We start from the raw sequence: 25,117 nt of genomic DNA on the forward strand, positions 1-25,117 counted from the left end.
GTGGCGGCGGCGGCCGGGCGATCGGCGCGCTGGGCGGAGCGCTGAAGACGCGCGAGGCCAGCGCGATGCTGACGCTGGTGGACAACCGCTCGGGCGTGCAGGTGTCGGTGTCGGAGGGCAGCGCGTCCAAGAGCGACTTCGCGGGCTTCGGCGGCCTGTTCGGGGGCTCGGCCGGGGGCGGCCTCGGGGGCTATCAGAACACCTCGCAAGGCAAGGTGCTGACGGCGGCGTTCATGGATGCGTACAACCAAATGGTCATGGCGCTGCGCAACTACAAGGCGCAGAAGGTGCAGGGCCAGGGGCTGGGCGGTGGCGGCCGGCTGGGCGTGGACGGGGGCATGGCGCCGTCGCAGACGAAGGCGGGCGCGGCGATGTCGGTGCGCGAGGCGCAGGCGCGGCTGAACGCGCTGGGCTACGACGTGGGCGCGCCGGACGGGGGCATGGGCCCGAAGACGGCGAACGGGCTGCGGGCGTTCCAGAAGGACAAGGGCCTGCCGGTGACGGGGCGGCTGGACGCGGCCACGACCGACGCGCTCTCGCGTTGAGCGCGCGGCAAACGGCGGCGGGATGCCGCCTTGCTGCGTCCTGGCCGCCCGCTCAGTTCCCCGCGATGGGCGCGATCGTGTTCCAGAGGGCGGAGCAATTCGCGCCCTGGTCGATCCGGGACGCGCTGACACTGCTGTCGCCGGCCGTGTTCCATTGCGTCAGTTGCGACGACAGGCCGGCATAGGGCGCCCAGCGCGTCGGCAGGCTGCCGGACGCGGCCCAGGGTGCCGGGCTGGACGGGTTGTTCACGAAGCTCGCCCAGGCGGCCGCCATGGTCTGCGACAGTGCCTGGTCCGCGCGGGGGACGGGGTGCTGCGGGTCCAGGTGCCCGACGGTATTGAACACGTACGGTATTTCGTTGGCGTGGCAGACGCTGCCGGCATCCGGCTGGCAGGCCGGCACGGGCGCGCCCGTCTTGTCCCTGTACAGGTTGAAGATCGGCGCCTGCGCGAACAGGTAGCCGAACGCAGGCAGCGCGGGGCTGGCCTTCGCGTTGGCAGCGGCCCCGCGGCCGGCCATGGCGAGGTTGGCGCAGCGGAATGCGAAGTCGTTGATGATGTTCGACAGCGTCACGGCCGAGCCGTTGTCCATGTAGCTGGGGGCCGAGGCGGCCGGAGCCTTGTAGGGTGCAGCGCCTTGCACGGTGTAGCCGGTGATCCTGGTGCGGTCATTTCCCCAGACCCAGCCGAGAGCCATGTCGTTGACCATGAATGGGAAGAGCTTTTTGTCCAGCTGGAGATAGGCCATGTCCGCGAAGACCACGCCTTCGTCCCGGTTGATGCCGAAGACGAACGGCTTCGCGGGCAGCGGACCTGACCGGGCCGTCGCATAGCCGGCGAGGGGCTGCCCGGCGATCACGGTGCCATCCAGCGTCGGCGACCAGGGGAGGCCGTCACGGGTCTGTGGCGCGCCTTCGCCCAGGATGCCGATCACCGGCGTTGCCGCCAGTGCCTGGATGGCCTTCTGCTCCTGCGCGGACGCCGCCCCCTGGATGGCCCGGGGAATGAAGACCTGGCTTTGGGCCGCGATGATCTGATTCGCCGAAGCGGTCCGCAGCACGGGCAAGGGCTGCCGGGCCGTGCCGCAGTTGTTCACGATTTTGCAAAGATGGTCGTGGAATCGCGCACCCATCTGTTGTGCCCTGTCCGTTGTCCGGTACACGGACCCTGCCGGGTTGCTCTCCATGATGGCGGCCTGGAAGAGCTGCGCGCTGCCCGGGGCGGCGAACAGGTGCAGCCCCGTGGACATCGCTCCGGCACTTTCGCCCGCCACGGTGACGCGGGCAGGATCGCCTCCGAAAGTGCCGATGTACTGTTGCACCCATTTCAGCGCTGCCTGCTGGTCGAGGATGCCGAAATTGCCGGTCAGCGGGCCTGCGATCGACGGATTCTCGACGGGGTCGTCGATCGCCAGGAAACCCAGCGCGCCCAGCCGGTAGTTGATGGTCACCACCACCATGTTGCCCGTGGCGGCGAGGTAGGAGCCGTCGAGGATATTGCCGTTCCTGGAAGGCTGGTAGCCGCTGCCTTCCACGAACGCGCCGCCGTGGATGAAGAACAGCACCGGCAGCGGCCGGGACGCCCCGAGGGCCGACTGTGGCGTGAAGACGTTCAGGTAGAGGCAGTCTTCGCTCTGGTTGGGGAAGACGGTGCTGTTGGGCTGCGGGCAGAAGGCGCCGGGCATGGTCTGCGGCACGTTGCTTCCGGCGGGAGGGGTCAGCTGCGGCGGCTGGAACCGGTCCGCCCGGGCGTACCGGATGCCCAGGTAGGTGTTCACTGCCACGGCCGATCCGCCCGCGGGCGTGACGGCTGCCTGGCTCCCGCACACGGATGCGCCGTTGCTGAAGGTGGCACTGGTGCCGCTGGCGCAGGCGGAGCCGGGCGCGGCTGACGCCTCGTGGTCCGTGCGGGCCGTGCTGCAGCCGGTGCCGGACAGCACGGCGGCGATGGACAGCGCCAGCCAGGCGCCTCGGATGGTGTGCGGATGTCGCATGTCGGGTTCCCTCTCTACATATGTTGTGGCCGGGTGGCCGTTGCATTCGGCGCGAGCGCCTTGCCCATTCTTGGTGCGAATCCCGGCCGGCCCGGGGGCGGGCGCCTGAATCGTTCTGAAACGTCCTGAGCGGGCCATGCCGGCGCGGCTCCCCCTATACTTCCGCCCGTTGGTGCTCGCGCGGCCGTTTCCGGCCGCGCAGTTAAACGGGAACCAGGAAGGGCCGCTCCGCCACGGACGACGGCCCCGGCCTGGGCTGCCCCCGCAACGGTCAGCGATGGAAGGCGCATGGGCTCAGGCCAGGCGCCTTCGGCCCCTGGAACGACGTCCACTGGAATGCCTTCGCGGCATCCGGGAAGGGCCCGGGGAGCCCGGCACGAACTGCCGCGCCGCCAGCCCGGATACCGGCCGACAGGGGAGCGCGCGCTTTTGCGTGCATGCTCCATTTCACGGACCCTGCGGGGAGGCAGGGTGCGGGCGCGCCTGCCGCGGCGGGCGCATCTTTGTTCATCGCTTCCCATGCCAGATTCTTCGGCGCAGGCCAACGGGGCCTGCGACACCGCCGTCCCGGGACCAGGCACCGTCTGGTTCGTCGGTGCCGGGCCCGGCGATCCGGACCTCATCACCGTCAAGGGCCGCTCCCTGGTCGAACGCGCAGGAGCCATCCTGTTCGCCGGCTCGCTCGTGGACGAAACCGCCACGCGCTGGGCGCCCCCGGGCTGCACCATCGCGGACAGCAAATCCATGACGCTGGACCAGATGGCCGCGTGGCTCGTGCTGCAGGCGCAGAAGCACCGCACCGTGGTGCGCCTGCAGACGGGCGATCCGGCGCTGTACGGCGCGCTGGTCGAACTCGTGCAGCCCCTCGATGCCGCGGGCGTGCCGGTGCGCGTGGTGCCGGGCGTGTCCTCGGCCATGGCCTCTGCCGCCGCGGCGGTGGAGAGTTTCACGCTGCCCGAGGTCACGCAGACCGTGGTGTTCACGCGCGTGGAAGGCCGCACGCCCATGCCGTCCGGAGAATCGCTCGCCGAACTCGCGCGCCACCGCTGCACGCTCTGCATCTTCCTGTCGATCACCCTGCTGCACAAGGTGCAGGCCGGGCTGCGCGAAGCCGGCTGGCCGGACGACGCGCCGCTGCTCGTGGTCCACAAGGCCTCCTGGCCCGGCGAGGAGCGCATCGTGCGCTGCACGGTGGCGGACGTGCGCGAGCGCTGCCGCGAGGCCCAGGTGGTGAGCCAGGCCATGATCATCGCCAGCCCCACGCTGGGCGCGCGCCACTGGCCCGAACTCGCCAGATCCAAGCTCTACGACCCGGGCTTCACCCACCGCTTCCGGCGCGCGGCCGACGCACCCGCTGCCGCCCCGCAAGCCGCCACCAACACGCCGGAACCCCAACGATGACGCACCTCCACGCTCCGCATTCCCACTCCCACGGCCACGCCGCCCACGGCGGCGACCACGTCCAGGCTGCCCTGAGCGCGCCCGTGCAGGCCGGAACCACCGTGCTGCTGGTCGGCCACGGCTCGCGCGAGCCCGAGGGCAACGACGAAATCCATGCCTTCGTGCGCCAGTGGCGCGAACGCCGGCCCGGCTGGCGCATCGAGGTGTGCTTCATCGAATTCGCGCCACCGGGCCTGCACGACGGCCTGCTGTTGGCCGCCAAGGGCAGCCGCCGCGTCCTGGTGCTGCCACTCATCCTGAACGCGGCCGGCCACGTGAAGATGGAAATTCCCGAATCCATCGAGCATGCGCGCGCGCACTGCCCGGGCGTGGAGTTCCTGTACGGGCCGCACCTCACGGCCTGCGAGCCCATCCTCGCGATCCTGCAGCGCCAGTTGCGCCGCTGCATGCAGGCGCTGGACGTACCCGATCCCACCACCACCGGCGTGGTGCTGCTGGGCCGCGGCTCGTCCGACCGGCAGGCCAACGGCGACGTCGCCAAGATGGCGCGCTGGCTGCAGGAGGACAGCCACCATGAACTGGTGGAGATCGCCTTCACCGGCATCACCTGGCCGCGCCTGGAGCGCGTGGTGCAGCGCCAGGTGCTGCTGGGCATGAAGCAGATCGTGGTGCTGCCGTACTACCTCTACACCGGCACGCTGATGCAGCGCATCGGCCGCCAGGTGGAGCACCTGCGCGCGCAGTACCCGCAGGTGCGCTTCGCGCAGTCGGGCCATTTCGGCATGGAGCGCGAGATCTTCGAGCTGCTGGAGCAGCGCGTGGCCGACCTGGAGGCCGGCCTGCCCGACAGCCGCCTGCCGTGCGACGGCTGCAAGTACCGCGAGATCGCGCACGACCTGGGGCACGGCCACAGCCACGAGCACACGCATGCCCATGCGACCGCAGCCCCCGCTGAAGCAGGCGCCGGTCATGCCCACCCGCACGGCCATGGGCACGATCACGCGCATGCGCACGGCCATGACCACGGGCATTCCCATTCCCATGGTCACGACCATCCCCAGCACGGCCACGCCGCACACCAGCCGGCCGGAGCCGCCGCATGAGCACGGTCAACACCGTCACCGAACAGCTCACGCGCGCCGGCCAGGCCATCGAGCACGACAGCTTCGCCATCATCGACGCCGAAGCCGGCCCGCATGCCTACACCGCGCAGCAGTGGCCGATCGTGCGCCGCATGATCCACGCCAATGCCGACTTCGAATTCAACGGCCTGACCGACTTCCACCCCGAGGCGGTGGAGGCCGGCATGGCCGCCATGCTCCGCGGCGGCGCGCCGGTGGTGGCAGACGTGGAGATGATCTGCTCGGGCCTGTCGCAGCCGCGCCTGGCCCACTTCGGCATGCGCACGCACCAGTTCATCAGCGACGCCGACGTGATCGCCCGGGCCCAGGCCGAGGACACCACGCGCGCCGTGCAGGCCATGCGCAAGGCGCACCGGCTGGGGCTGCTGCAGGGCGCCGTCGTGGGCATCGGCAACGCACCCACGGCGCTCATCGAACTCGTGCGCCTGATCCGCGAAGAGGGCGTGCGCCCGGCCCTCGTGGTGGGCATGCCGGTGGGCTTCGTCTCCGCCGCCGAATCCAAGGATTTGATGGCCGAAGTGGCCGAGGTGCCCTGGATCGTGATCCGCGGCCGCAAGGGCGGCTCCACCCTGGTGGTGGCCGCGCTGCACGCGCTGCTGGCGCTGGCCGAGGCGCGGCAGAAGCAACAACCGCAGCAGCCCGCACAGGGGCCGGCACGGAGCGCCACCGGAGGCTGAACCCGCCATGATGGAGAAAACCGTCCGCCGCGGCACGCGCACCGGCTTCACCACCGGGGCCTGCTCCGCCGCCGCCGCGCGCGCCGCCGTGCTGGGCCTGGTCGAAGGTGCCGTGCCCGAGGCGGTGGACTGCCTGCTGCCCAATGGGGACGTGGTGCGCTTCGCGGTGAATGACGGAGCCTGCGAAGCTGGCCAGGCCGCGCACGCCATGGTCATCAAGGACGCGGGCGACGACCCCGATTGCACCGACAAGGCCCACCTCACCGCCGACGTGCGCGTGCTGCCCGGCCGAGCGGGCGAGGTCGTGCTGTGCGGCGGCTTCGGCGTGGGCACGGTCACCATGGCCGGCCTGGGCCTGGAAGTGGGCGGCCCGGCCATCAATCCCGTGCCCCGCCGCAACATCGAGGAGAACGTGCGCGCCGTGGGCGGCCCGCTGCTCGCGAACGCGGGGATCGAAGTGACCATCTCCGTGCCCCAGGGCGTGGAAATGGCCAGGAAGACGCTCAACGCGCGCCTCGGCATCCTGGGCGGCATCTCCATCCTGGGCACCACGGGCATCGTCAAGCCGTATTCCACGTCCGCCTACCGCGCCAGCGTGGTGCAGGGCGTGCAGGTGGCGGCCACGCTCGGCCATGGCGTGGTGGTGCTGACCACGGGCGGGCGCACCGAGCAGTTCGCGATGAAGGAGCGGCCCGAGCTGCCCGCCGCCTGCTTCGTGCAGATGGGCGACTTCCTGCGCTACGCGCTGGACGAGGCCGTGGCGCAGGGCCTGCGCGAAGTAGTCATCGGCGGCATGGTGGGCAAGCTCACGAAGATCGCCCAGGGCGAGACGATCACCCACGCCAACCGCGCCGAGGTCGATACCCAGTTGCTGGCCGAACTGGCCGCCCGCGTGGGCGCGCCGCCCGACGTGTGCGCCGAGATCGCCGCCGCCGAGACCGCGCGCTTCGGCGCCGAGCGCATGCAGGCCCTGGGCCTGGGCGAGCCCTTCCACCATGCGCTCGCCCAGGCCGTGGTGCAGACGCTGACCGCGCCCGACCGCTACGGCGACCGCTTCCACCTCACCGTGCTGGTCTGCGATTTCGACGGCAGCAAGATCACCGAAGCCGCCTCCGGGCCGGCTGCCACCGCATGACGATGACCACCACGAACCTGCTCGAAAAAGACCCCCAGCCCTGCCGCGTGATCGGCGTGCTGGACGATGGCGCCGCCAGCCTGAGCGCCACCGCGCTCGCGCTGCTGCGCCGCGCCGACCTGGTGATCGGCGGCACGCGCACCCTGGCGCTGCTGGAGGACGACATTGCCCCGCAGGCCGTGCGGCGCGATCTGACCGGCTGCCTCTCGTCCGTGCCCGGCTGGATCGCCGAGGCCCGCGCCGCCCACCAGGCCTGCGTGGTGCTGGCCACGGGCGACCCGCTCTGCCACGGCATCGCCAGCTACCTGGCCTCGCGCCTGTGCATCCAGGCGCTGGAGGTGATGCCCAACGTCTCCACCCTGCAGCTCGCCTGCGCCCGGCTGGGCCTGGCCTGGCAGGACGCGCGCATCGTCTCCGTGCATGCGAAGGATGCCGGCGAATGGACCGTGGGCGCTGAACCTGCGCACGGCCTCTACGCGCTGGCCCAGGCCGTGCGCCAGCACGACCGCCTGGCCGTGCTCACCAGCCCCGACAACACACCCGCGCGCATCGCGCGCCTGCTGGTGGCCGAAGGCCTGGGCGACGATTTCCAGATCAGCGTGGCCGAGCGCCTGTGCACGCCCGACGAGCGCGTGTGGGCCGACATGGCTCCGGCCGCTGCCGCCGCGCAGGACTTCGCCGACCCCAACGTCGTGCTGCTGGTGCGCACGCGCCAGCGGCCCGACGCGGTGCGCTTCGGCCTGCCCGATGCGGCCTACCACCAGCGCCAGCCGGACAAGGGCCTGATCACCAAGCAGGAGGTGCGCGCCGTCTCGCTCGCACGCATGCAGTTGCGTGCCGCCAGCCGCGTGTGGGACATCGGCGCCGGCAGCGGCTCGGTGGGGCTGGAGGCCGCGCGCCTGTGCCCGCAGGGCCATGTCTGGGCGATGGAGAAGAACGAGGGCGACGTGGAGATCGCGCGCCGCAACGTGCGCGATTTCGGTGTCTCCAACCACACGCTGGTGCACGGCAAGGCGCCCGAGGGGCTGGATGCCTGGCCCGATCCGGACGCCGTCTTCATCGGCGGCTCGGGCGGCGAGCTGGCCGAGCTGATCGCGCTGTGCCTGAAACGCCTGCGCCCCGGCGGCTGGCTGGTGATGAATTTCGTCACGCTGGAGAACTTGGCTGCCGCCACCCAGGCCCTGCAGGCTGCAGGCGCCGCGTGGGACGTGCTGCAGCTGCAGGCGGCGCGCAGCAAACCCATCCTGCACATGCACCGCATGGCGGCCGAGAACCCGGTGTGGATCGTCTGCGCGCAGGCGGGCAGCGTCGGGACTGCTGCCGTCGCCGTGGAGGAGGGCGCATGACCGCCGAGCACACCACCATCACGAGCGCGCCGCGGCCGCAGGACACGCACACTCCGCCGACGCGGGGCCCGCTGGGCCGCCTCATCGGCGTTTCGCTCGGCCCGGGCGACCCCGGCCTCATCACCCGCGCCGCCTGGGCGCAACTGCAGCGCACCGACGCCGTGTGGACCTATCCCGCGCGCAGCACCAAAACGCCCAGCTACGCGTTCGACATCGTGCAGCGCGCCGGCCTCGCGCCGCCCGCCACGCACCAGACGCTGCTTTTCCCGATGACGCACGACGGCGACAAGCTCGCCCGTGCCTGGATGCGCGCCGCGGACACCGTGCTGCCCTGGCTGCAGGCCGGGCAGGACGTGCTTTTCCTGGTCGAGGGCGACGCCAGCACCTACGCCACCTTCGGCCACCTGGCGCGCACCGTGCGGGCGCTGGATGCGCGCATCGAAGTGCCGGTGATCGCGGGCGTCAACGCCTTCACGGCCGCCTGCGCCACGCGCGGCATGCCGCTGGCCGAGCAGGACGACACCATCGCCATCGTGCCCGCCGCCTATGGCGTGAGCGCGGTGGATCGCCTGCTGCCCGACTTCGACACCCTGGTGCTGATGAAGGTCAAGCCCCTCATGGACGACCTGATCGACTGGCTGGAGCGGCGCGGCCTGCTGCCCAACACCCAGTTCATCGAGCGCGTGGGCGCACCCGACGAGCGCTGCGTGGCCGGCACCGATCTGCCCGCGCTGCGCGGCACCAAGGTCAGCTACCTCTCGCTCATGGTGGTGAAGAACCCGCACCGCATCCGCGGCGAGCGCATCAAGGGCTGCCTGAAGAAGACATTGCCCGCGGCCTCCACGGCTTCCGTGGTGGACCAACCCCTTTCCGACGAACCGGAGCTTGCCGAATGAATACCCCTGCCACCCCTGACGTGGTGCTCTCCGCCCCCGCGCAGCCCGCCGGCGAGGTGCGCGTGTGCCTCGTCGCCATCACCCGCCACGGCGCCGCCCAGGCCGCGCAGCTGGCGCGCGACGTGCCGCAGGCGCACGTCTGCACCGCCGCCAAGTTCGCTGCGGCCTTCGAGGGCCTGCCCAACACCGTGCGTGCCTACGAAGGTGCGCTGCGCGATGAGATCGCGCCGCTCTTCGCGCAGTACGACCAGCTGGTCTTCTTCGTCTCGCTGGGCGCCGTGGTGCGCCTGATCGCTCCGGTGCTCAAGTCCAAGGACGAGGACCCCGGCGTCACGGTGGTGGACGATGCCGGCCAGTTCGTCATCCCCGTGCTCTCGGGCCACGTGGGCGGCGCCAACGAGTGGAGCGAGCGCATCGCCGCCCTCATCGGCGCCACGCCCGTGCTCACCACCGCGTCCGACGTGGGCAAGACCATTCCCGTCGATATCCTCGGCCGCCACCTGGGCTGGCGCGTGGAGGCGCCCAAGATCAACATCACGCGCGTCTCGGCCCACGTGGTCAACGGCGAGCCCATCGCCGTGGTGCAGGAGGCCGGCAGCCGCCAGTGGTGGAACCGGCCCACGCCGCTGCCCGCCAACATCACCTGCCTGGACGGCTGGAGCGGCGTGGAGCCGGGCCGCTTCCAGGCCGTGCTGTGGATCACGCACGACGAGGTCGCGCCCGAGCGCTGGGCCGCATGGCACGAGCGCCTGGTGGTCTATCGCCCGCCCGTGGAAGCCGCCGCGTGAGCACTGCACACGGCGTTCGCCCGGCACCCCGCCTGGCCATTGGCCTGGGCTGCGACCGAGGCACCCCCGAGGCCACGGTCGAAGCCTGCCTGCGCGAAGCCCTCGCCCAGGTCGGCGCGCAGGTCGCCCAGGTGGCCGTGGCCGCCAGCATCGAGGCCAAGCACGACGAAGCCGCCTTCCTGTCGCTGGCCGCCCGCCATGGCTGGCCGCTGCGCTGGTACGCCGCGGCGCAGCTGGCGGCCGTGCCGGTGCCCAATCCGTCGGAAACCGTGCTGCGCTACATGGGCACGCCCTCGGTCAGCGAGGCCGCCGCGCTGCTGGCCGCGGGCGCGGCCGATGCGTCGGCCCTGCTCGTCGAAAAGCACCGCCTGCGCGGCCCGGACGGGCGCAATGCCACCGTGTCCATCGCCCGCATTGCGCCTGCCCCGCAGGGCACTTCCGATTCCGGCGGCTGAGGCGCCACGCCCGCGCCCCGGCCCGCTCCTTCCCGCAACTCCAGAAAGGTCCACCATGCATATCGAAATCGGCATCCTCTCGCAGGACAAGATCGCCTATGCCTCCGTCGCCGCCACCGCGCTGCTGGGCGCGCACGCGCTGCCCCTGCTCAAGAGCCCCACGGCCTGGCTGCGCACGCTGCTGGCCGCCTTTTTCTTCAGCGTGCTGATGCAGGTCTGGCACATGCCCATCGGCCCGTCCGAGCTGCACTTCGTCGGCGCCATGCCCATCTACCTGCTGTTCGGCTTCATCCCCACGCTGTTCGGCTTTGGCCTGGGGCTGCTGGCCCAGGCCCTCGTCTTCGAGCCGCAGGACCTGGCGCACCTCGCCATCAACTTCCTGAGCCTGGCCGTGCCGCTGGTGGCCGTGCACCACGGCGTGGGCAAGCGCCTGGCGCGCATCAGCGTGGCCAACGTGCTCAAGCTCGACGCCATGTACTACGCGGGCGTCACCCTCATGGTGGGCTTCTGGCTCTCCATCAGCAGCGATCCGGCCCCCGTGGCCGACTGGGCACTGTTCGCCGCGTCCTACCTCAGCCTGGTGGCCGTGGAGCCGCTGCTGACCATCGCCATCACCCTGGGCGCCACGCGCCTGCGCGGCCGCCGCTGGCTCGCCGCCTGCATCGACGAGGGCACGCTGCAGCGCATCGCCGCTCCCGGCGCCACCGCGGCGACGGCGGCCTGACCCCCATCCGAAAGAGACGACACGCACATGTCCGCAGGAAAGATCATGCTCGTGGGCATCGGCCCCGGCAGCACCGACCACATGACGGCGCGCGCCCGCGCCGCCATCGCCGAGGCCGACACCATCATCGGCTACGTCACCTACATCAAGTTGGTGGCCGACCTCATCGAGGGCAAGGAGATCATCCGCAAGTCCATGACCGAGGAGCTCGACCGCGCCATCGAGGCCCTGGCCCGCGCCCGCGAGGGCAAGAAGGTCGCGCTGATCTCCTCGGGCGATGCCGGCGTCTATGGCATGGCCGGCCCCACCTTCGAGGTGCTGTTCCAGGCCGGCTGGACGCCGCCGGAAGTCGATGAGAACGGCGTGCCCGACCCCGAGGGCATCGAGGTCGAGATCGTGCCCGGCGCATCCGCCCTCAACAGCTGCGCGGCCCGTGTGGGCGCGCCGCTCACGCACGACTTCTGCGCCATCTCGCTGTCGGACCTGCTCACGCCCTGGCCCACCATCGCGCGCCGGCTCGACGCCGCCGCCATGGCCGACTTCGTGGTCGCGCTCTACAACCCCAAGAGCGGCCGCCGCACGCGGCAGATCGAGGAGGCCCAGCGGCTCTTTTTGCGCCACCGCAGCCCGGACACGCCCGTGGCCATCGTCAAGAGCGCCTACCGCCGCCGCGAGCGCATCGAATTCGCCACGCTGGCCACCATGTGCGATGCCGACATCGGCATGCTGAGCACGGTGCTCATCGGCAACAGCAACACCATCGTGCAGCACGGCCTCATGGTCACGCCGCGCGGGTACGCCAACAAGTACGACGTGGAGGGAGGAGGCGCCACGCGGGAGGGCGAGCGGCCGGGCCGCTCGCTCTCCACGGGCCTCAACGGCTGGCTGGAGAACCTGCAGCTCGACCACGCGGCCGGCGAAAGCATCGAAGCGCTGGCCCTGCGCCACCGCCTGCCGGCCGACTACATCCGCGACACGCTGGCCCAGCCGCTTGTCATCGCCGAGGCCGCTGCCACCACCGAGGACGAGGCATGAGCACCGACACGCCCGAGAACACCACCGCAGCCGCCACGCCCGAGGGTGTGCGCGTGGTCGTCAAGCCCAAGATCGGCAGCTACCGCCGCCACATCCTCATCTGCACCGGCCCCCGCTGCGCGCAGGAGGGCCAGGCCCAGGCGCTGTTCGACAGCCTGGGCGAGAAGTTCAAGGCCGCCGGCCTCAACGACGGCGACCTGCGCGTGAAGCGCAGCCGCGTGAGCTGCTTCGCCGCCTGCAAGGGCGGCCCGGTGATGTGCGTGCAGCCCGACGGCACCTGGTACTACGACGTCACGCCCGCCAACATGGACCGGATCATCGAGCAGCACCTGGTGGGAGGCCAGCCGGTGGAAGACCTGGTGTTCCACCAGGGGCCCACGGGCGGCTGAAAAATATGGTGAGAGCAATGCTCGCTGGCGTCAGGTCAGCGGCTGTTCTCATCTCGCATCATCCGGTGTCTCCGTGGTGCCGGTCGCGGCGATTCACCGCGAGTCGCCGGGCCGCCCCAGCAGCCAGCGCAGGCCCGCCCCGACCAGGTACAGCGACAGCGCCGCCGGCAGCGTGAACAGCGAGCCCCAGGCGCCCGCCATGAACACCGTATATGCCATGTCGGACAGCCCCGGCGCGGCGGCGCAGTGCATGCCCGAGCCCTCGTTGCCGGAGCACTCCAGCAGCGTGGCCAGCGGCCACCAGGCCAGCAGGAGCACCAAGGGCGCCAAACCCAGGAGCGCGCAGAGCGCACCGAACCAATGGCGGGCGAGAAAAGGGAATCTCCGGCCGGGCGTTGCCATGGGATGCGGGACGGCCTTACTTCCGGCCGCCCACCACCAGCAGCAGCCCGCCCACGGCGATGGCGCCGATGCCCAGCCACAGCGGGACATTGACGCGCTCCTGCTCCTTGGCGGAGATCTCCAGCGGCCCCAGCTTCACCACCGTGGTGTCCTTGGTATAGCTGAAGCCTCCATAGGCGAGGCCGAGCGCGCCGGCCACGATGAGGGCAAGGGCGACGAGTCGGGTGGCGTTCATGGTGTGGGTTCTTTCCGGAAGGGTCTTGCGCGGGCACCGTGGCGGCAGCGGGGCGGTTGCCCGGCAGTGGAATACGTCAACGCTGCCATGCATGAGCATAAGCGCTGCCGCGGTACCCGCCGTCAGCGCGGCCGGTACATCTTGAACTTCTGCTCCGGCCCCACCGAGAAGTAGTCCGCCGGGCCCCCCGCGCGCAGGATGTGCCCGGCGCTCGCCGTGTCGTACACCCCGTCCTTCAGCAGCGCCGTGTCGATGTGGATCGTCACCACCTCGCCCAGCACCAGCCAGGTGGGCACCTGCACCCCGTCCGCGCCCTGCAGCTGCAGGACCTGCGTGCACCGGCATTCGAAGGTCACGGGGCTTTCGGCCACGCGCGGCGGCGCGACGCGCTCGGAGGCCAGGGGCGTGAGCCCGGCCAGGGTGAACTCGTCCACCTCGGGCGGCACTGCGGCGCAGGTCTGGTTCATCGCCTCGGCCAGATCGCGGGTGGCGAGGTTCCATACGAACTCGCCGGTGGCCTGCACATTGGCCAGCGTGTCCTTCGCGCCGATGCTGGCGAAGCCGACGATGGGCGGCACGTAGTTGAAGGCGTTGAAGAAACTGTAGGGCGCGAGGTTCAGCACGCCCGCGGCGCTGCGCGTGCTGATCCAGCCGATGGGCCGGGGGCCCACGATGGCGTTGAACGGGTCGTGCGGCAGGCGGTGGCCGCTACGGGGCTCGTAGCTGTGGAGGGTGCGGGCGGTGGAGGTCATGGCCTGCCACGATACACAAAACCCGGTCAGCCGGCAGACGGCCGGCCGATGGCCCGGTCAGCCGCTGCGCGACCCGGCCTGCGTGCCCAGGAAACGTCCCGGCGCCATGCCTACCGTGCGCCGCACCATCGCGCTGAAGGCGCTCGGGCTGTAGCCCAGCTCCGCCGCGATCTGTCCCATGGGCCGGCGCGTGGCCGCCAGCGCCACTGCCTGCGCCAGGATCACCTGCTGGCGCCACTGCGTGAACGTCGTGTGCAGTTCGGTGCGGAAGAGCCTGGCCAACGTGCGCGGGCTCGCCCCGGTATCGCGCGCCCAGTCGGCCAGTGCCTCGTGCCGCGTGGGGTCGGCCAGCATGGCCTCGCACAGATGGCGCAGCCGCTTGTCGCGAGGCAGATCCACGCCCAGGCGTACCACGGGAGCGCGGCGCAATTCATCCAGCAGCAGCGCGCTCAGCAGCCGTTCCCTGTGCAGTGCCTCGCCGGACGGCGGGGGCGCATCGTCGGGCTCGCACGGCATCTCGCGCACCAGCGCGCGCAGCAGGTCCGACACCTCCAGCACGCGGCACTGCCGCCAGGGCGCCTGCTCGGCGCGCGGCACACCCGGGCCGCAGTGCCCGCGCGGCTGGTACAGGTACAGGGTGCGCAGATCGGCGCTCTCCACCATGGTCACCGTGTGTTCCACCCCGGGCGGAATCCACAGCGCGCGGGAGGGCGGCACGATGTAGGTGCCCTGCGCCACGGTGAGCCGGATCGCGCCCGTCGTGGACACCGCCACCTGCGCCCAGGGGTGGCTGTGCGGCAGCACCTGCGTGTCGGCCGACAGATGGCGTGCCTTGGCGCGCACCGGCCGCGCGGCGCTCGGCACGAACAGATGCGGCGTGAGCGAGTCCACATAGGACAGCGCGCGCTGCGTGCGCGGGGCGCGGGCCGGCCGTGGTCCGTCCCCGGATGCGGAAAGTGCGGTGCTTGGCATGTTCGCGACAATCTTTGGCCGGCTATCGTAATCCGGACGCGGGGCGGCTTCTTAAGATCGCCGCATGACCTCGATCAACGCACCCACGGCCACGCTGCGGCAGGACGCCCGCACCATCGGCCTCATCGGCCTGGCGCACGGCTCTTCGCACTTCTTCCACCTGCTGCTGCCGCCGCTGTTCCCCTTCCTCATCGCGGAGTTCGGCTACAGCTACTCCGAGCTGGGCCTGCTGGTGTCGGTGTTCTTCGTCATCTCCGGCGTGGGCCAGGCTCTGTCGGGCTTCATCGTGGACCGGGTCGGCGCGCGCCCGGTGATGTTCTTCGCGCTGTCGAGCTTCGTCCTGTCCGGCCTCGTGGCCAGCATCGCCACCGGTTATGCCGGGCTGATGGCGGCCGCGGCGCTGGCGGGCCTGGGCAACGCCCCCTTCCATCCGGTGGACTTCACCATCCTCAACAAGCGCGTGTCACCCCAGCGCCTGGGCCACGGCTTCTCGGTGCACGGCATCTCCGGCAACCTGGGCTGGGCCACCGCGCCCGTCTTCATGGCCGGCATCACCGCGGCCACCGGGTCCTGGCGGGCGGCCTGCCTCTGCGGCGGCCTGCTGGCGCTGGTCATCCTGTCCATCATGGTCCTGAACCGCGACGCGCTCGACGACCGCCGGGGCAAGGCCGCACCCGCCGCGGGCAAGCCCGGCGCCGCCACCGCGCCGGCAGGCGCCCCGGCCGAACACCCCATGGCCTTCCTCCGGCTGCCTTCCGTCTGGCTCTGCTTCTCGTTCTTCTTCTGGACCACCTGCTCGCTGAGCGTCATCCAGAGCTTCGCCGGCCCCACGCTGCAGAAGATGTACGGCCTGCCGCTGTCCGTCACCTCCATGGTCGTCACCGGCTACATGCTGTGCGGCGCCGCCGGCATGGTGGTCGGCGGCTTCCTGGCCGGCCGCGTGGCCCGGCTGGAGCGCACCATCACCGTCTGCCTGCTGGCCACGGCCGTGCTGCTGGTCGCCGCGGGCACGGGCCTGCTGCCGGGCATGGCCGCCATGGTCTTCGTGGCGCTGGCGGGCGTGGGCACCGGCCTGGCCGGCCCCTCGCGCGACATGCTCATCAAGCGCGCCGCGCCGCCCGGCGCCACCGGCCGCGTCTATGGCACGGTGTACTCGGGCCTGGACCTCGGCTTCTGCATGGCCGCCCCGGTGTTCGGCGCCATGCTGGACGCGGGCATGACCTCCGGCATCTTCTACGGCTCGGCCGCCGCCCTGGTGCTGGGCGTGGCTTCGGCGGGTGTCGTCGGCATCGGCGTCGCGGCCAGGGCGCGCGCGCAGCGCATGGCCGTGGCATGAACGGCGGCCCCACCGCATCCCCACCCACGGGAGGCGCCGCGCGTTGCCGGGCGTGCTGATCGAACAGCTGCACGGCGGGAACTGCCTGCGCGTCTGCGTGCGGCCACGCCTGCTGGCGGCGGCCATGCTGCTGGCCGGAGGCCTGCTCGCGGTGCTTCCCTGGATCGTGGCGGTGCCGTGGGTGGCTGATCCGCAGGCCCGCGCACGCCTCGCGTCGGAAGGTCCGTGGGCCGTGGCGGTGCTGGTCCTGTGGGGCGTGCTGGTCTGCGGCGGGGGCATCGCCCTCCTGCGTTTCGCGCCACGCAGCCGCGAAGCCCGGCTGTCCCGCCTGGAGGGCACCGGCGAAGCCCTGCGCCATTTCCGGGGAGCGCCGAGCGTGCGCGACATGGGTGTCATCCTCTCGCACATCGACGCCATCTGGCTGCGCCGCGTCCCGCACGGGCGCGGAGGGCTGCGGCGCGAAGAGCTGGTCCTGCGCTGCGTGCACGGCGGCCCCCGCGTGCTGGCCTGGGTGGTCCTGCCCCGGGCCGGCGCGCCCTCGCGCCTGGAAGCGGCGGCCCGCGCGGCCGGCGGTTTCCTGGGCGTGCCCGTGGCGCTGGAGGGAGAACCGCTCCCGCCGCGGTCGGCCGCCCTCAGGCGTCAGATCCGCAGCCTGCCGAAAGTGGCAGAACCCCCGGTGGACACGCCCCGGCTGCGCCTGCCCGGCCGCTGCATGGCGGCTGCCGGCGCCGCGCTGGCCGCCCTGTTCGCGGCCTGGCTGGCGTGGCAGGTCGCCGGCGCCGTTCAGACCGGCCACCTCGTCATCCATCCCCGGGCGGGCGGGGCGCGGCACTACGACTGGAACGCGGCGCCGGGCCCGTTCGCCATCCAGCTGGTGTTCACCGCGGCGCTGGCAGCGCTGTGCGCGCTGATCGCTTGGCTGGCCGCGAAGGTGGCGCTGGGAGGGGGGAACCGGTCCGCCTGATCCGGCCGGTCGGCCGTCAGGCCTTGCGGGCCAGCTCCCGCGCGTAGCGTTGACTGACGACGCCCAGGATGATCCCGAACACGATGAAGCCCAGGCCGATCGCATCGGCGAAGCGGGGCCACGGCCCGCGCCCCTGGCTTGAAAACACGATGAAGATGGCCCCGGCCGCGATGAAGAAGATGGGCGCGAGGAAGCGGTGGCGCCGCTGCGCCGCGAGCACGACCGCGCTCTGCTCCACCTGCGAATGCAGCGTGCGTGCCTTGGCCTCGCAATCGCCCGCGCAGCAGATGGAATGGCCCAGGTCGGTCGCGCAGGCCGGGCACAGTCCCTTGTTGCAGGCGCGGCAGGTGCCGACCGCATCCGAGTCATGGTGTACGAAGCATTTCATGGGAATCTCCCGATCTCATTCGCCGGACAGGGTGTTTCGTTGCTCCACTATCGCACGGCTTGGGCATTTCTTTCTCGTCCGGCCCCATGGCTTCGCACTGGACAGGTGCTGTTGGCGGAATTTGTGTGGAATCGCGGCTTTTTGGAAGAAGAAAGGCCCATGGAAAACCGTATCCAGAGAACCATTTCGCACACCCTGTCCCATGGAGGGTCAGCCACCGGGCCCCGCCGCTCTGTCTCTCCATCAGGGCGCCGTGGCTCGCATGCGCATGGAGCCGGCCGCCAGCCGCCTGCTCCAGGACGTGTGCCGCCGCCTTCGCTCTCTGTGCAAATGTTCGCGCCCCGCGCGTCCCTGCCGCCTGCCTGGCCCGACAGGAAAGGCGCCTGCGCCGGCAAGAACCCTGCGCACCCGGCTTCCCCCAGCTACCCCAGCCCACCAGCCCACCAGCCCCACTTTCAGTGCATCCAGTTCCAGTTCCGGCATCGATTCTCCGCCGCGGGTGAGCACATCCGTATTCGCCTACCAGACGGCTGAACTGGAGCAGGCCAATGTCGAAGGTATTTGCGTCGGCCTCGTCACGGAATGGCTGCGCCGTCCGAACCAGAGTCCCTCCGGCCGCATGGCAGCTCTCGCGCGGGACACCCCAAGCCATGCCCAGGCGGCGTTGCGGCAGCAGAAGTACCAGCAGGACAAGGATGCTCTGCGTGCGCAGGGAATGGGAGCTGCCGATGCCGACATGAGGGCGCAGAACGGTGTGCTGCGTGAGGCGGGCCTGCGTCCTGCAGACAACGAGGATATCTACCGTTCCGATGCGTTGTCCGACGTGGCCCGCGCGGTCTCCACCAATGGAACGCGACACCTGCTCGGGTTGTATTTCACGGATGGGACGGCCCACACCGTTGCGACATCCGCGGCCGGCGGCAAGGTGACCCTCTTCGATCCCAACTTCGGTGAGTTCGAGGCCCCGCCGCGCAGGATGGGAGGCTTGATGCAGAGCCTCAGCAACCGCTACGAGCGTCCCAACGGCCACATCCTGATGGCAGTCAGCGTGCAGTCAATGCATTGACGTCCTTGCCCTGGCCAACGGCGGCCAGGGCGTGCCCGTTACGGCGCCGGACCACCACCGCCTCAGCGGCTTGCCTTCCTGCGCGCTGTCCAGCGTCGCAAGACTTTCAGCAACAACCCGCAGGACAACGGACACAGCACCACTGCGGCCATCAGAAAGCTCGCGAGCATCGCCATATTGAGTGAATCGAAGCTGCCGGCCTTTTCCACATACAGGGTGTGCGCGAGCCAGGAGACCCACCATGCGCCATACAGGCCTGCGGCGATTCCCAACACGCAGGCTACTATTCTCGATACCCTGGTCACACTGTTTCCCAAAACCACACGGCGCCTTTTTCATGATGGCTGCCAAACGGCGTATGTACACTGATAATCGACGAGAAAGAGGAAAGACGCCAGCCATTCCAAAGATCGATGTGATCGCCCTGCATACCCGGTCCGTAAAAATCCTTGAAAAAGACAATTCCTTTGCGGCTTTCAATGCGCTTCATTCCATCAGCCCCTGTGTACTGCGGTGAAAACTGGTGCTCAAGATTGAGGGGAACGCAAGGCGGGCGAGCAGCCCGAAGGACCATTCGTCCGCCAACGTAGGCTTTCAGGTATCACTTGGCCTTCGAATGCCCGTGCGCCGCCGACCCCTCGGACGCCATGCTGCTGGCCATCACCTTCGCATAGGCGGACTTCGTCAGGTGCACCGAGCAGTACTGGTCCAGTTCGGGCTTGATCTTCTCGATGGCGTCCTCCTCGAACACCGCTTCCTTCTTGCCGCCCTGCGTGTGGCCCACGGCGTAGTAGATGAACTTGGGCTTGACGGTCTCGTCCATGCCCACGTAGTCGGAGCAGGTGGTCTTCACCAGCGGCTTGCGGGCCTTCGCGGCCGGTGCCGTGGCGGCCGCCGGGTTCGTAGCCGCTGCCGACGGTGCCGCAGGGCTCGGCGTCTGCGCCATGGCCGCTGCGGCGGCCAGGGAGGAAAGGGTCAGGACGGACAGGCGGGCAAGAACTCTCATGGTGGTCACTCCTCGATCGAACGATGATGGGCTCCGGTACGTGCGCCGCATCGGCGGCGGCATGCCGGTACCGTGTCGTCCGCCCCTTGCGATGGTGAAATCGCCAGGGCTTTCAACGACGATTTCATCCTAGGACTGCAGACTTAGAGAGGACTTAGAGAGGCTGCGAATGCGGCGCTTGCGGCCGGGGCTGCACATCGATGCCCGTCCACGCATGCACCGCACTCGTCTCCATTGCCACATCGAACACCTCGCCCATGGCCGGAAAGCGCATGCGATAGCGCAGCGTGCCGGCATCATCGGGCCGGAAGTCCTCCGCGAACCCTTTCACCGCCACCTCCAGCCGCGCGATCGCCCAGGCCTGCACGTCGATCAGCGCGGCGCAGGTGACGGGGCCCTCGCCATCGTCGGTGGTGAGCCACTCCTGGGCCACGACGACGCGCGAATCGGGCGACCAGCACAGCGGCCTGCCGAAGATCCGGTGCGGCACCTCGCGGCCATCGATGGCCAGCCGGAAGTACTCCGGCCCGAAGCGGATCTCGCCCTCGAAGCGCAGGGCTGCGCGGTGCAGGCCGTCGGGAGAGCGGGTCGTGTGCATGCGTGATGACGTACGTGCATCTGCGAGGGGCTGCCGGTCAGGCGATGCGCCGCCGCGGCACCAGCCGCGGAATGACCGCGCCCGTGGTCCGCATGTAGTCGCGGTACGCCTGCCCGAACACTTCGCACATCATCGCCTCCTCGCGGGGGATGCGCACGATGCAGAGGATGGCCACCGCGACCAGTGCCGCGGGCCCCGCGATGGCATTGGGCAGCAGCAGGGCCTGCGCCACGCCGAACAGCAGGAACGCGGCATACATGGGGTGCCGCACCGCGCGGTACACGCCGCGCTGGACCAACTGGTGGTCGTGGCGGATCTCCAGCGTGATCGACCACCACGTACCCAGCTCCGCGTGGGCGCGCCAGAACACCCACAGGCCCGCGGCCCAGACCAGCGCACCGGCATACGGCAGCACGTCGGGAGCCACATCGTGCGAGGCTCCATCGAGCCAGGGCGTGAAGATGTACGCCAGCGGCAGCACCATCTGCCCGATCGCCACCAGCGCGATCAGCGCCTTGTCCTGGCGGCTGGAATAGCTCGCCCTGGACGGGCCCGCAGCGCGCGCGCGGCGCTGGTAGATGGTGCGGATGGCCTGGTAGGCCAGCAGGCCGGCAAGGAATGCGGCCTGGGGGGCGTGAAGATGCATGGGTTCCCTCTCTGTTTTTCTATCGCCCGGCCATTCTGTATCGCCACGGACGCAGTGGACAGTGGCAAGGCTTTCCGCCAGCCATAACCCTCGGTAGCACCGCCTTCGACGGCTTGTGCCGAAGCACCTGCTGCGCGATCAATGCTCCGGGGCTACCGCTCCACCACCGCCTACAGTGGATGCCAAGCGGTTCTATTCGTCTTTCAAGAACCGATTGCACAGTACGTAGGGCACGAGCGAAGGGAGCAGCCACCACCACGAATGGAAAACGGCGAGGGCCCAGCAGGTCCAGGCGAATACTGCGCTGAACCACCGTGCGTAGAAGGCGAAGGTCCTCCGAGGGGTCATTTGGCGATTCTGAGCGCGTGGCTGCCCCAGCGCACATAGACGAAGTAAGGAAGGATCCGCACCGTGCCGGCGGGTGTGGCCAGATGGATGGGAATCGTCGCCCCTTCCTTGATCATCATGTTCAACGGAAGACCGACCCGCGCCATGTAGACGCCTGGGCCGAAAATCCCGTGAGCTCCTGCGCGGCTGGCATGGATGAGGCCTGAATGTGCAATGCCTGCGGCACCTGCTGGCGTGGTGAAGTGGATGAGGTGCTTTGGCAGCGCTGCGAATCCATATCCTGCGGTACCGAGCACGGTGGCCGTAGTGGGCGCGACGTCTGGAAGCCAAAGGGCTGAGAAAACGCCGGGGACATGCGCCAACGGCGCAAGAGGGCTTTGCGATGTAGTGGCGACATCGGCCCAATACTGCGTGGCCTCTTCCGCCGCCAGCGTGGACTGCCAGTACAACTGCTTCAGCTTGACCAGAAAGCGGTCGATGGTGAACCGGTCGGCCACTCGTAAGGGGGGGTTGAATCCCTCACGATGACAGGTCAATGATGGAGGGGACATTTGTTTTGTAGGGGCGCAGCGTCGGTTGGCGCTTTACAGCGTGCTGGCCTCCCGCCAGCGCTCGGCATTACGTCGCTTCAAGCTTTCTTCTGCCTTACATCGATACTGAGAAAGTGTTCCCATCGGCAACGGAGCAGCCTGCTGTTCAGGTAATGCAGGCATCAACGTGCAGGTAAATGCGAGGGAAGATCGTTTTCAAAAGCGCTGCCAGAGCACCCGGGCATACGGGCTCGCCAGAAAGTAGAACCCGGTCAGGTTCAGCACCACCGTCGCCCAGAACACCGTGCGGAATTCCGCCTTCGTCGACTTGTGCCGAAGCACCTGCTGCGCGACCAGCGCCCCGGGCCAGCCGCCCACCAACGCCAGCCAGTGGAGCTTTCGCTCCGCGATGCGCCAGGCGCCGCGCCGTGCTGCGGACTTGTCGATGGCATAGGCCAGGAACGTGACCACGCTGGCACCGAGGTACAGCCAGAGCGTCCAGCGCGGCGGATGGCCCAGCCCGTAGCCGGCCAGCAGCACTGCGGCACCCAGCACAAGCGCCCATACGCTGGCGGCGTTCCAGGATGCGCCGCGCGGGGTATCGGAACGCGGACGGGCGGCCCGGCCAGCCGGTGGCTGCGCATTCGCTTTGAGCGGCGGCTGGACATCCACGAGGCGCTGTTGAAACTGGCTGCAGCGATCATCTGTGCGCGATTTGTGGACGGGTGGCGTTAGCCGCTCTTACGCGCAGTGTTCTACCTCAGTTTCACAGGATTTTCTGGCACTTAATTACTCACTCAAGCGTCGCATTGCCTCTGCGGTAAGCGAGTCGTCAGGGTACGCATTAGCTCTGGCCGAAACTAATTGTCGAATCCTCTGAGTAGATGAGACGCTTTTCACGTTCAACGAAGATGACTCTTGCGAAGCTGAAATTACGTACGCCACCAGCTTTCGCTCATCTATATTTGGGGCCATTAGCTTCCTACTAACATATGAATTTCGGTCTTCACCCTTAACTGATTGGGCCAGATTTGCTGAGGCATTGAGCCATGTGTCGTAGCGAATTGCATCTAACGCTCCCATGCGCGCCTTATCCTTCGGGAATTCAGGTTCGTTTTTCTCAAGCATCTCCAAGATAATTTTTCTTGACCCAGGCGCTAACGAGTATTGAGAATCGGTTGAGAATGCCAGAGACAATATGTCGATCGCTCTGCGGCTATCGCCCTCACTGAGCATACTTGCAATTCTCTGGACAGCTTCCTGAGGTGCAATTAGCATCAGCTTTGCCAAACTTGCTGCATAAGTGTCACGGTCAATTATTTTCGAATCTCTGGCTTTATTTAATACGGCAAGAGAATTTGAAAAATAACCCGATTCTGAATAGATCCGAGTTGCCTCTCCAGCCACGCTCAATTGAACATCCTGGGTTGCGGACAGGATCGCATCCAAGGCGGTGTTTTTCACTCCTACGTCGCCTTGGTCATACATTTGCCCAAGCAGTCGCAAGATTGCTATCTTTTCGGGCTCCGAATTGCTGCTCTTATACGATTGCACCAAGGAATTAGTGTTGTTTTGTGTGGCGGGGAGATTTTTTGAGTTAATAATGTCAAGCAATGCGGTTCTTTGGATATCGCTCTGATTCCTTAGTGAGAGATATTCAGAAAAAAGACTTTGCGCAGAGGCGTTCATTACCCACACAGGAGGAGCAATGAAATCTGTTTGCGCCGCTGCCGATAAAGTTGTCAGGACGGCGAGTAACCCTACCACGTAAATGGATTTCTTCATATTATTCAAAAGATTTTATTCTGTTGTAAACCGATGAAGGGAGGTAATCATCGTTTATTAGGTTCTTTATTTTAATCTTCCAGTCGTTAGGTTGGTTCGTTATAAATCTATTGAACGGGAGAGGCGATGAGTTGATTCGACTCCACATTGTGTTGTTAGCGTTTCCGGTTGGTATGTCAATCCACGCGAACAAGTCTAAGATAAATGTATCACAACGGTAGACTCCCGCCCTGGCTGGGGTCTGCCCCCCAGTTGGGCGACTGATAATTGGTAATGCCATTGTAGGATACGGCGAAACGGTATATGTGGATCCGACCGCCATGATCTGAAACGCCCTTCTTATCAATGCCATCCGCGAATCGAAAGTGCTGTAGGTTGTATTTGTTGAGCCAGAGCCTCCGAAAACCGCGCCTTCTCCGTTGCAAACATTTGAATAGCAGGTGCGAACAGAATAACTGGGAATTTTTGGATATGCGGTATCCCAGGGTTTTGTTCTCGCTCGAAAATCCTCCCAAGTATTAGTCTTGACGACATTTCCCGATTCGTTGAGTACCTCAATAACTTGCGATCCGTCCCAGATGCCGATATGGCCAACTGAGCCGAGGCCCACCGTATTTAGGTCTCTCCCTAAAACATCACCGATGTTTTTGGGCACTTTAACATTTGGGTTAACGAATTTTAAGCTTTTGCTGCCAATCAGTTCGGTATAACCTCCGGAACCTACCGAATAGACCGACACAACATAATCCTTATTATCGAGCAGATTCTCCGGCACCACTGCGGAAATGTCAAAGCCATGATTGGAATTAGAGCTACCGCATGCGGCTCCTACTGCGGGCTCACGAGGGAGCGGAGCATTCCCCCCTGTCAGCCAACCTCTCTCTCGCCAAATATGAATACCTGTGGCTTCGTCGGGGCGTGTGCTATCACAGGCCCATCCCGAAGCACGAAATTGGTTTCCATCTAAAGTCATCGTCTCCAATGCCCCACCAGTTAGAACTTGTAATTGACGCAGTGTGCGTCCCGGTTCCATCCTATAAATAACGAATTTATCAAATGAAGCAAAATCTTTTTTACCCAGAGGTCCGAGCCAATAGTTTCAAGGCGCTCACCGATAGGCCAGGCTGCCCGCCAATGCAGCCAACGACCACACCAGCGCGCAGCCCCAAGGTAGGCATTTGCAGTAACGGATTCCGACTGCACAACGCCAAGCTGGATGCGTTGTCCGAACTTGGCCAAAAGCCATAGCGCTTGCACGTGTCGAGCGGGCTTGCGCGGACCTGTTCCCCCTACCAAGAGCGGCTAACACCACCATCTCATGCGAAGGGCAGAGAGGCTATGGCTAGTGCCCTCATGGCAAGGGACCGGTCAGCAAAGAACTGAGCGACAGCTTCAACACCTCTCCCGGCCTTCGTGCCATCGGCCAAGGGCGGAGCGCGCAAGCGCACCGTCAGCGACGAAGCGGCCCTCAATGGCATCCTGTTCGTGCTGCACACCGGCATCGCCTGGGAAGACCTACCGCAGTCCCTGGGCTATGGCAGCGGCATGACCTGCTGGCGGCGG

Annotated in this window: 30 protein-coding genes and 2 pseudogenes; 17 read left to right on the forward strand and 15 right to left on the reverse strand. The window is 67.8% G+C overall.

Translation table 11 applies throughout. From position 1 onward, the window contains the following. Positions 1–545: peptidoglycan-binding domain-containing protein (locus BLR99_RS21340; RefSeq protein WP_139160158.1), on the forward strand; the 545-nt coding region annotated here is incomplete at its 5' end. 52 nt (positions 546–597) lie between these two features. Here the strand turns inward: BLR99_RS21340 and BLR99_RS21345 are convergent. Next, positions 598–2,538 carry a carboxylesterase family protein gene (locus BLR99_RS21345; protein ID WP_017439125.1) on the reverse strand — a complete coding sequence of 647 codons (1,941 nt, stop codon included), beginning with the start codon at positions 2,536–2,538 and terminating at the stop codon, positions 598–600. 519 nt (positions 2,539–3,057) lie between these two features. Between BLR99_RS21345 and cobM the strand changes: the two genes are divergently transcribed. The 11 genes from cobM to BLR99_RS21400 are packed head-to-tail and all read left to right on the forward strand — an operon-like array spanning position 3,058 to position 12,526. After that, positions 3,058–3,939, forward strand: a complete 882-nt coding sequence (cobM, locus tag BLR99_RS21350) for a precorrin-4 C(11)-methyltransferase (RefSeq protein WP_046060543.1) — start codon at positions 3,058–3,060, stop codon at positions 3,937–3,939. Further along, on the forward strand, positions 3,936–5,042 hold the full coding sequence (locus BLR99_RS21355; protein ID WP_017439656.1) for a sirohydrochlorin chelatase: 1,107 nt from the start codon (positions 3,936–3,938) through the stop codon (positions 5,040–5,042). The genes cobM and BLR99_RS21355 overlap by 4 nt, the downstream gene beginning before the upstream one ends. Then, the gene (locus BLR99_RS21360; RefSeq protein WP_011793262.1) at positions 5,039–5,758 is read left to right on the forward strand and encodes a precorrin-8X methylmutase; all 720 of its coding nucleotides are present in this window, start codon (positions 5,039–5,041) and stop codon (positions 5,756–5,758) included. Before BLR99_RS21355 ends, BLR99_RS21360 begins: the two co-directional genes overlap by 4 nt. Positions 5,759–5,765: 7 nt before the next feature. After that, the gene (locus BLR99_RS21365; RefSeq protein ID WP_011793263.1) at positions 5,766–6,893 is read left to right on the forward strand and encodes a cobalt-precorrin-5B (C(1))-methyltransferase; all 1,128 of its coding nucleotides are present in this window, start codon (positions 5,766–5,768) and stop codon (positions 6,891–6,893) included. Positions 6,894–6,895: 2 nt separating this feature from the next. Continuing rightward, complete coding sequence (locus BLR99_RS21370; protein ID WP_011793264.1) at positions 6,896–8,239, forward strand: bifunctional cobalt-precorrin-7 (C(5))-methyltransferase/cobalt-precorrin-6B (C(15))-methyltransferase; 1,344 nt, start codon at positions 6,896–6,898, stop codon at positions 8,237–8,239. Continuing rightward, positions 8,236–9,135, forward strand: a complete 900-nt coding sequence (gene cobI, locus BLR99_RS21375) for a precorrin-2 C(20)-methyltransferase (RefSeq protein WP_011793265.1) — start codon at positions 8,236–8,238, stop codon at positions 9,133–9,135. Before BLR99_RS21370 ends, cobI begins: the two co-directional genes overlap by 4 nt. Next, positions 9,132–9,923 carry a cobalamin biosynthesis central domain-containing protein gene (locus BLR99_RS21380; RefSeq protein ID WP_011793266.1) on the forward strand — a complete coding sequence of 264 codons (792 nt, stop codon included), beginning with the start codon at positions 9,132–9,134 and terminating at the stop codon, positions 9,921–9,923. Before cobI ends, BLR99_RS21380 begins: the two co-directional genes overlap by 4 nt. Continuing rightward, on the forward strand, positions 9,920–10,378 hold the full coding sequence (locus BLR99_RS21385) for a cobalamin biosynthesis protein (protein WP_011793267.1): 459 nt from the start codon (positions 9,920–9,922) through the stop codon (positions 10,376–10,378). Before BLR99_RS21380 ends, BLR99_RS21385 begins: the two co-directional genes overlap by 4 nt. Before the next feature lie 55 nt (positions 10,379–10,433). Next, positions 10,434–11,102 (forward strand): energy-coupling factor ABC transporter permease, encoded by a 669-nt coding sequence (locus BLR99_RS21390; RefSeq protein WP_011793268.1) that lies wholly within the window; start codon positions 10,434–10,436, stop codon positions 11,100–11,102. A 27-nt stretch (positions 11,103–11,129) separates the two neighbouring features. Then, on the forward strand, positions 11,130–12,137 hold the full coding sequence (gene cobJ / locus BLR99_RS21395; protein ID WP_017438848.1) for a precorrin-3B C(17)-methyltransferase: 1,008 nt from the start codon (positions 11,130–11,132) through the stop codon (positions 12,135–12,137). Beyond that, entirely contained in the window at positions 12,134–12,526 is a 393-nt protein-coding gene (locus tag BLR99_RS21400; protein ID WP_011793270.1) for a (2Fe-2S) ferredoxin domain-containing protein, read from the forward strand. The genes cobJ and BLR99_RS21400 overlap by 4 nt, the downstream gene beginning before the upstream one ends. 93 nt (positions 12,527–12,619) lie before the next feature. Here BLR99_RS21400 and BLR99_RS21405 read toward each other — a convergent pair whose 3' ends face one another. The 4 genes from BLR99_RS21405 to BLR99_RS21420 form a co-directional block, all read right to left on the reverse strand. Beyond that, positions 12,620–12,847: a hypothetical protein gene (locus BLR99_RS21405; RefSeq protein ID WP_228193921.1), complete on the reverse strand. Its 228-nt coding sequence runs from the start codon at positions 12,845–12,847 to the stop codon at positions 12,620–12,622. A gap of 97 nt (positions 12,848–12,944) precedes the next feature. Then, positions 12,945–13,163 carry a hypothetical protein gene (locus tag BLR99_RS21410; RefSeq protein ID WP_011793272.1) on the reverse strand — a complete coding sequence of 73 codons (219 nt, stop codon included), beginning with the start codon at positions 13,161–13,163 and terminating at the stop codon, positions 12,945–12,947. Between the two features lie 122 nt (positions 13,164–13,285). Beyond that, positions 13,286–13,915 (reverse strand): flavin reductase family protein, encoded by a 630-nt coding sequence (locus BLR99_RS21415; RefSeq protein WP_011793273.1) that lies wholly within the window; start codon positions 13,913–13,915, stop codon positions 13,286–13,288. A 57-nt stretch (positions 13,916–13,972) separates the two neighbouring features. Next, positions 13,973–14,887, reverse strand: a complete 915-nt coding sequence (locus BLR99_RS21420) for an AraC family transcriptional regulator (protein ID WP_011793274.1) — start codon at positions 14,885–14,887, stop codon at positions 13,973–13,975. Positions 14,888–14,951: 64 nt separating this feature from the next. On the opposite strand from BLR99_RS21420, the gene BLR99_RS21425 reads away from it, so the two are divergent. Both BLR99_RS21425 and BLR99_RS21430 read left to right on the forward strand, forming a co-directional pair. After that, complete coding sequence (locus tag BLR99_RS21425) at positions 14,952–16,223, forward strand: MFS transporter (protein WP_011793275.1); 1,272 nt, start codon at positions 14,952–14,954, stop codon at positions 16,221–16,223. A 52-nt stretch (positions 16,224–16,275) separates the two neighbouring features. Next, positions 16,276–17,187, forward strand: coding sequence for a hypothetical protein (locus BLR99_RS21430; RefSeq protein WP_228193920.1), 912 nt, complete (start codon positions 16,276–16,278; stop codon positions 17,185–17,187). 16 nt (positions 17,188–17,203) lie between these two features. On the opposite strand, the gene BLR99_RS21435 is transcribed toward BLR99_RS21430, so the two are convergent. Next, positions 17,204–17,575, reverse strand: coding sequence for a hypothetical protein (locus BLR99_RS21435; RefSeq protein WP_017438374.1), 372 nt, complete (start codon positions 17,573–17,575; stop codon positions 17,204–17,206). A gap of 499 nt (positions 17,576–18,074) precedes the next feature. Between BLR99_RS21435 and BLR99_RS21440 the strand changes: the two genes are divergently transcribed. Then, entirely contained in the window at positions 18,075–18,641 is a 567-nt protein-coding gene (locus BLR99_RS21440) for a YopT-type cysteine protease domain-containing protein (protein ID WP_011793277.1), read from the forward strand. A gap of 62 nt (positions 18,642–18,703) precedes the next feature. Here BLR99_RS21440 and BLR99_RS22880 read toward each other — a convergent pair whose 3' ends face one another. The 7 genes from BLR99_RS22880 to BLR99_RS23925 form a co-directional block, all read right to left on the reverse strand. Beyond that, positions 18,704–18,916: a hypothetical protein gene (locus tag BLR99_RS22880; protein WP_133246140.1), complete on the reverse strand. Its 213-nt coding sequence runs from the start codon at positions 18,914–18,916 to the stop codon at positions 18,704–18,706. A gap of 26 nt (positions 18,917–18,942) precedes the next feature. Beyond that, positions 18,943–19,131: a T6SS effector amidase Tae4 family protein gene (locus BLR99_RS21445; protein WP_074687508.1), complete on the reverse strand. Its 189-nt coding sequence runs from the start codon at positions 19,129–19,131 to the stop codon at positions 18,943–18,945. A gap of 111 nt (positions 19,132–19,242) precedes the next feature. Beyond that, entirely contained in the window at positions 19,243–19,647 is a 405-nt protein-coding gene (locus BLR99_RS21450; protein WP_011793278.1) for an HdeA family protein, read from the reverse strand. 154 nt (positions 19,648–19,801) lie between these two features. Further along, complete coding sequence (locus tag BLR99_RS21455; RefSeq protein ID WP_011793279.1) at positions 19,802–20,245, reverse strand: hypothetical protein; 444 nt, start codon at positions 20,243–20,245, stop codon at positions 19,802–19,804. Between the two features lie 37 nt (positions 20,246–20,282). Beyond that, a complete protein-coding gene (locus tag BLR99_RS21460) occupies positions 20,283–20,891 on the reverse strand; it encodes a protein-S-isoprenylcysteine O-methyltransferase (protein ID WP_011793280.1) in 609 nt (202 codons plus the stop codon). 344 nt (positions 20,892–21,235) lie between these two features. Continuing rightward, positions 21,236–21,736, reverse strand: coding sequence for a hypothetical protein (locus tag BLR99_RS21465; protein ID WP_011793281.1), 501 nt, complete (start codon positions 21,734–21,736; stop codon positions 21,236–21,238). A 249-nt stretch (positions 21,737–21,985) separates the two neighbouring features. Further along, entirely contained in the window at positions 21,986–22,441 is a 456-nt protein-coding gene (locus BLR99_RS23925) for a DUF1294 domain-containing protein (protein WP_116212463.1), read from the reverse strand. On the opposite strand from BLR99_RS23925, the pseudogene BLR99_RS22885 reads away from it, so the two are divergent. After that, positions 22,406–22,504 (forward strand): annotated as a pseudogene (locus tag BLR99_RS22885) (IS5/IS1182 family transposase); the annotation flags it as partial. The gene BLR99_RS23925 and the pseudogene BLR99_RS22885 sit on opposite strands and share 36 nt — an antisense overlap. Before the next feature lie 54 nt (positions 22,505–22,558). Here BLR99_RS22885 and BLR99_RS22890 read toward each other — a convergent pair. Then, complete coding sequence (locus tag BLR99_RS22890) at positions 22,559–23,554, reverse strand: hypothetical protein (protein ID WP_139160197.1); 996 nt, start codon at positions 23,552–23,554, stop codon at positions 22,559–22,561. 1 nt (position 23,555) lies between these two features. Beyond that, positions 23,556–24,536 carry a hypothetical protein gene (locus BLR99_RS22895; RefSeq protein WP_152643084.1) on the reverse strand — a complete coding sequence of 327 codons (981 nt, stop codon included), beginning with the start codon at positions 24,534–24,536 and terminating at the stop codon, positions 23,556–23,558. A 419-nt stretch (positions 24,537–24,955) separates the two neighbouring features. Between BLR99_RS22895 and BLR99_RS22900 the strand changes: the two are divergent. Beyond that, positions 24,956–25,117, forward strand: a pseudogene (locus BLR99_RS22900) (transposase); the annotation flags it as partial.

This window comes from Paracidovorax citrulli, from assembly GCF_900100305.1.
GTDB lineage: Bacteria > Pseudomonadota > Gammaproteobacteria > Burkholderiales > Burkholderiaceae_C > Paracidovorax > Paracidovorax citrulli.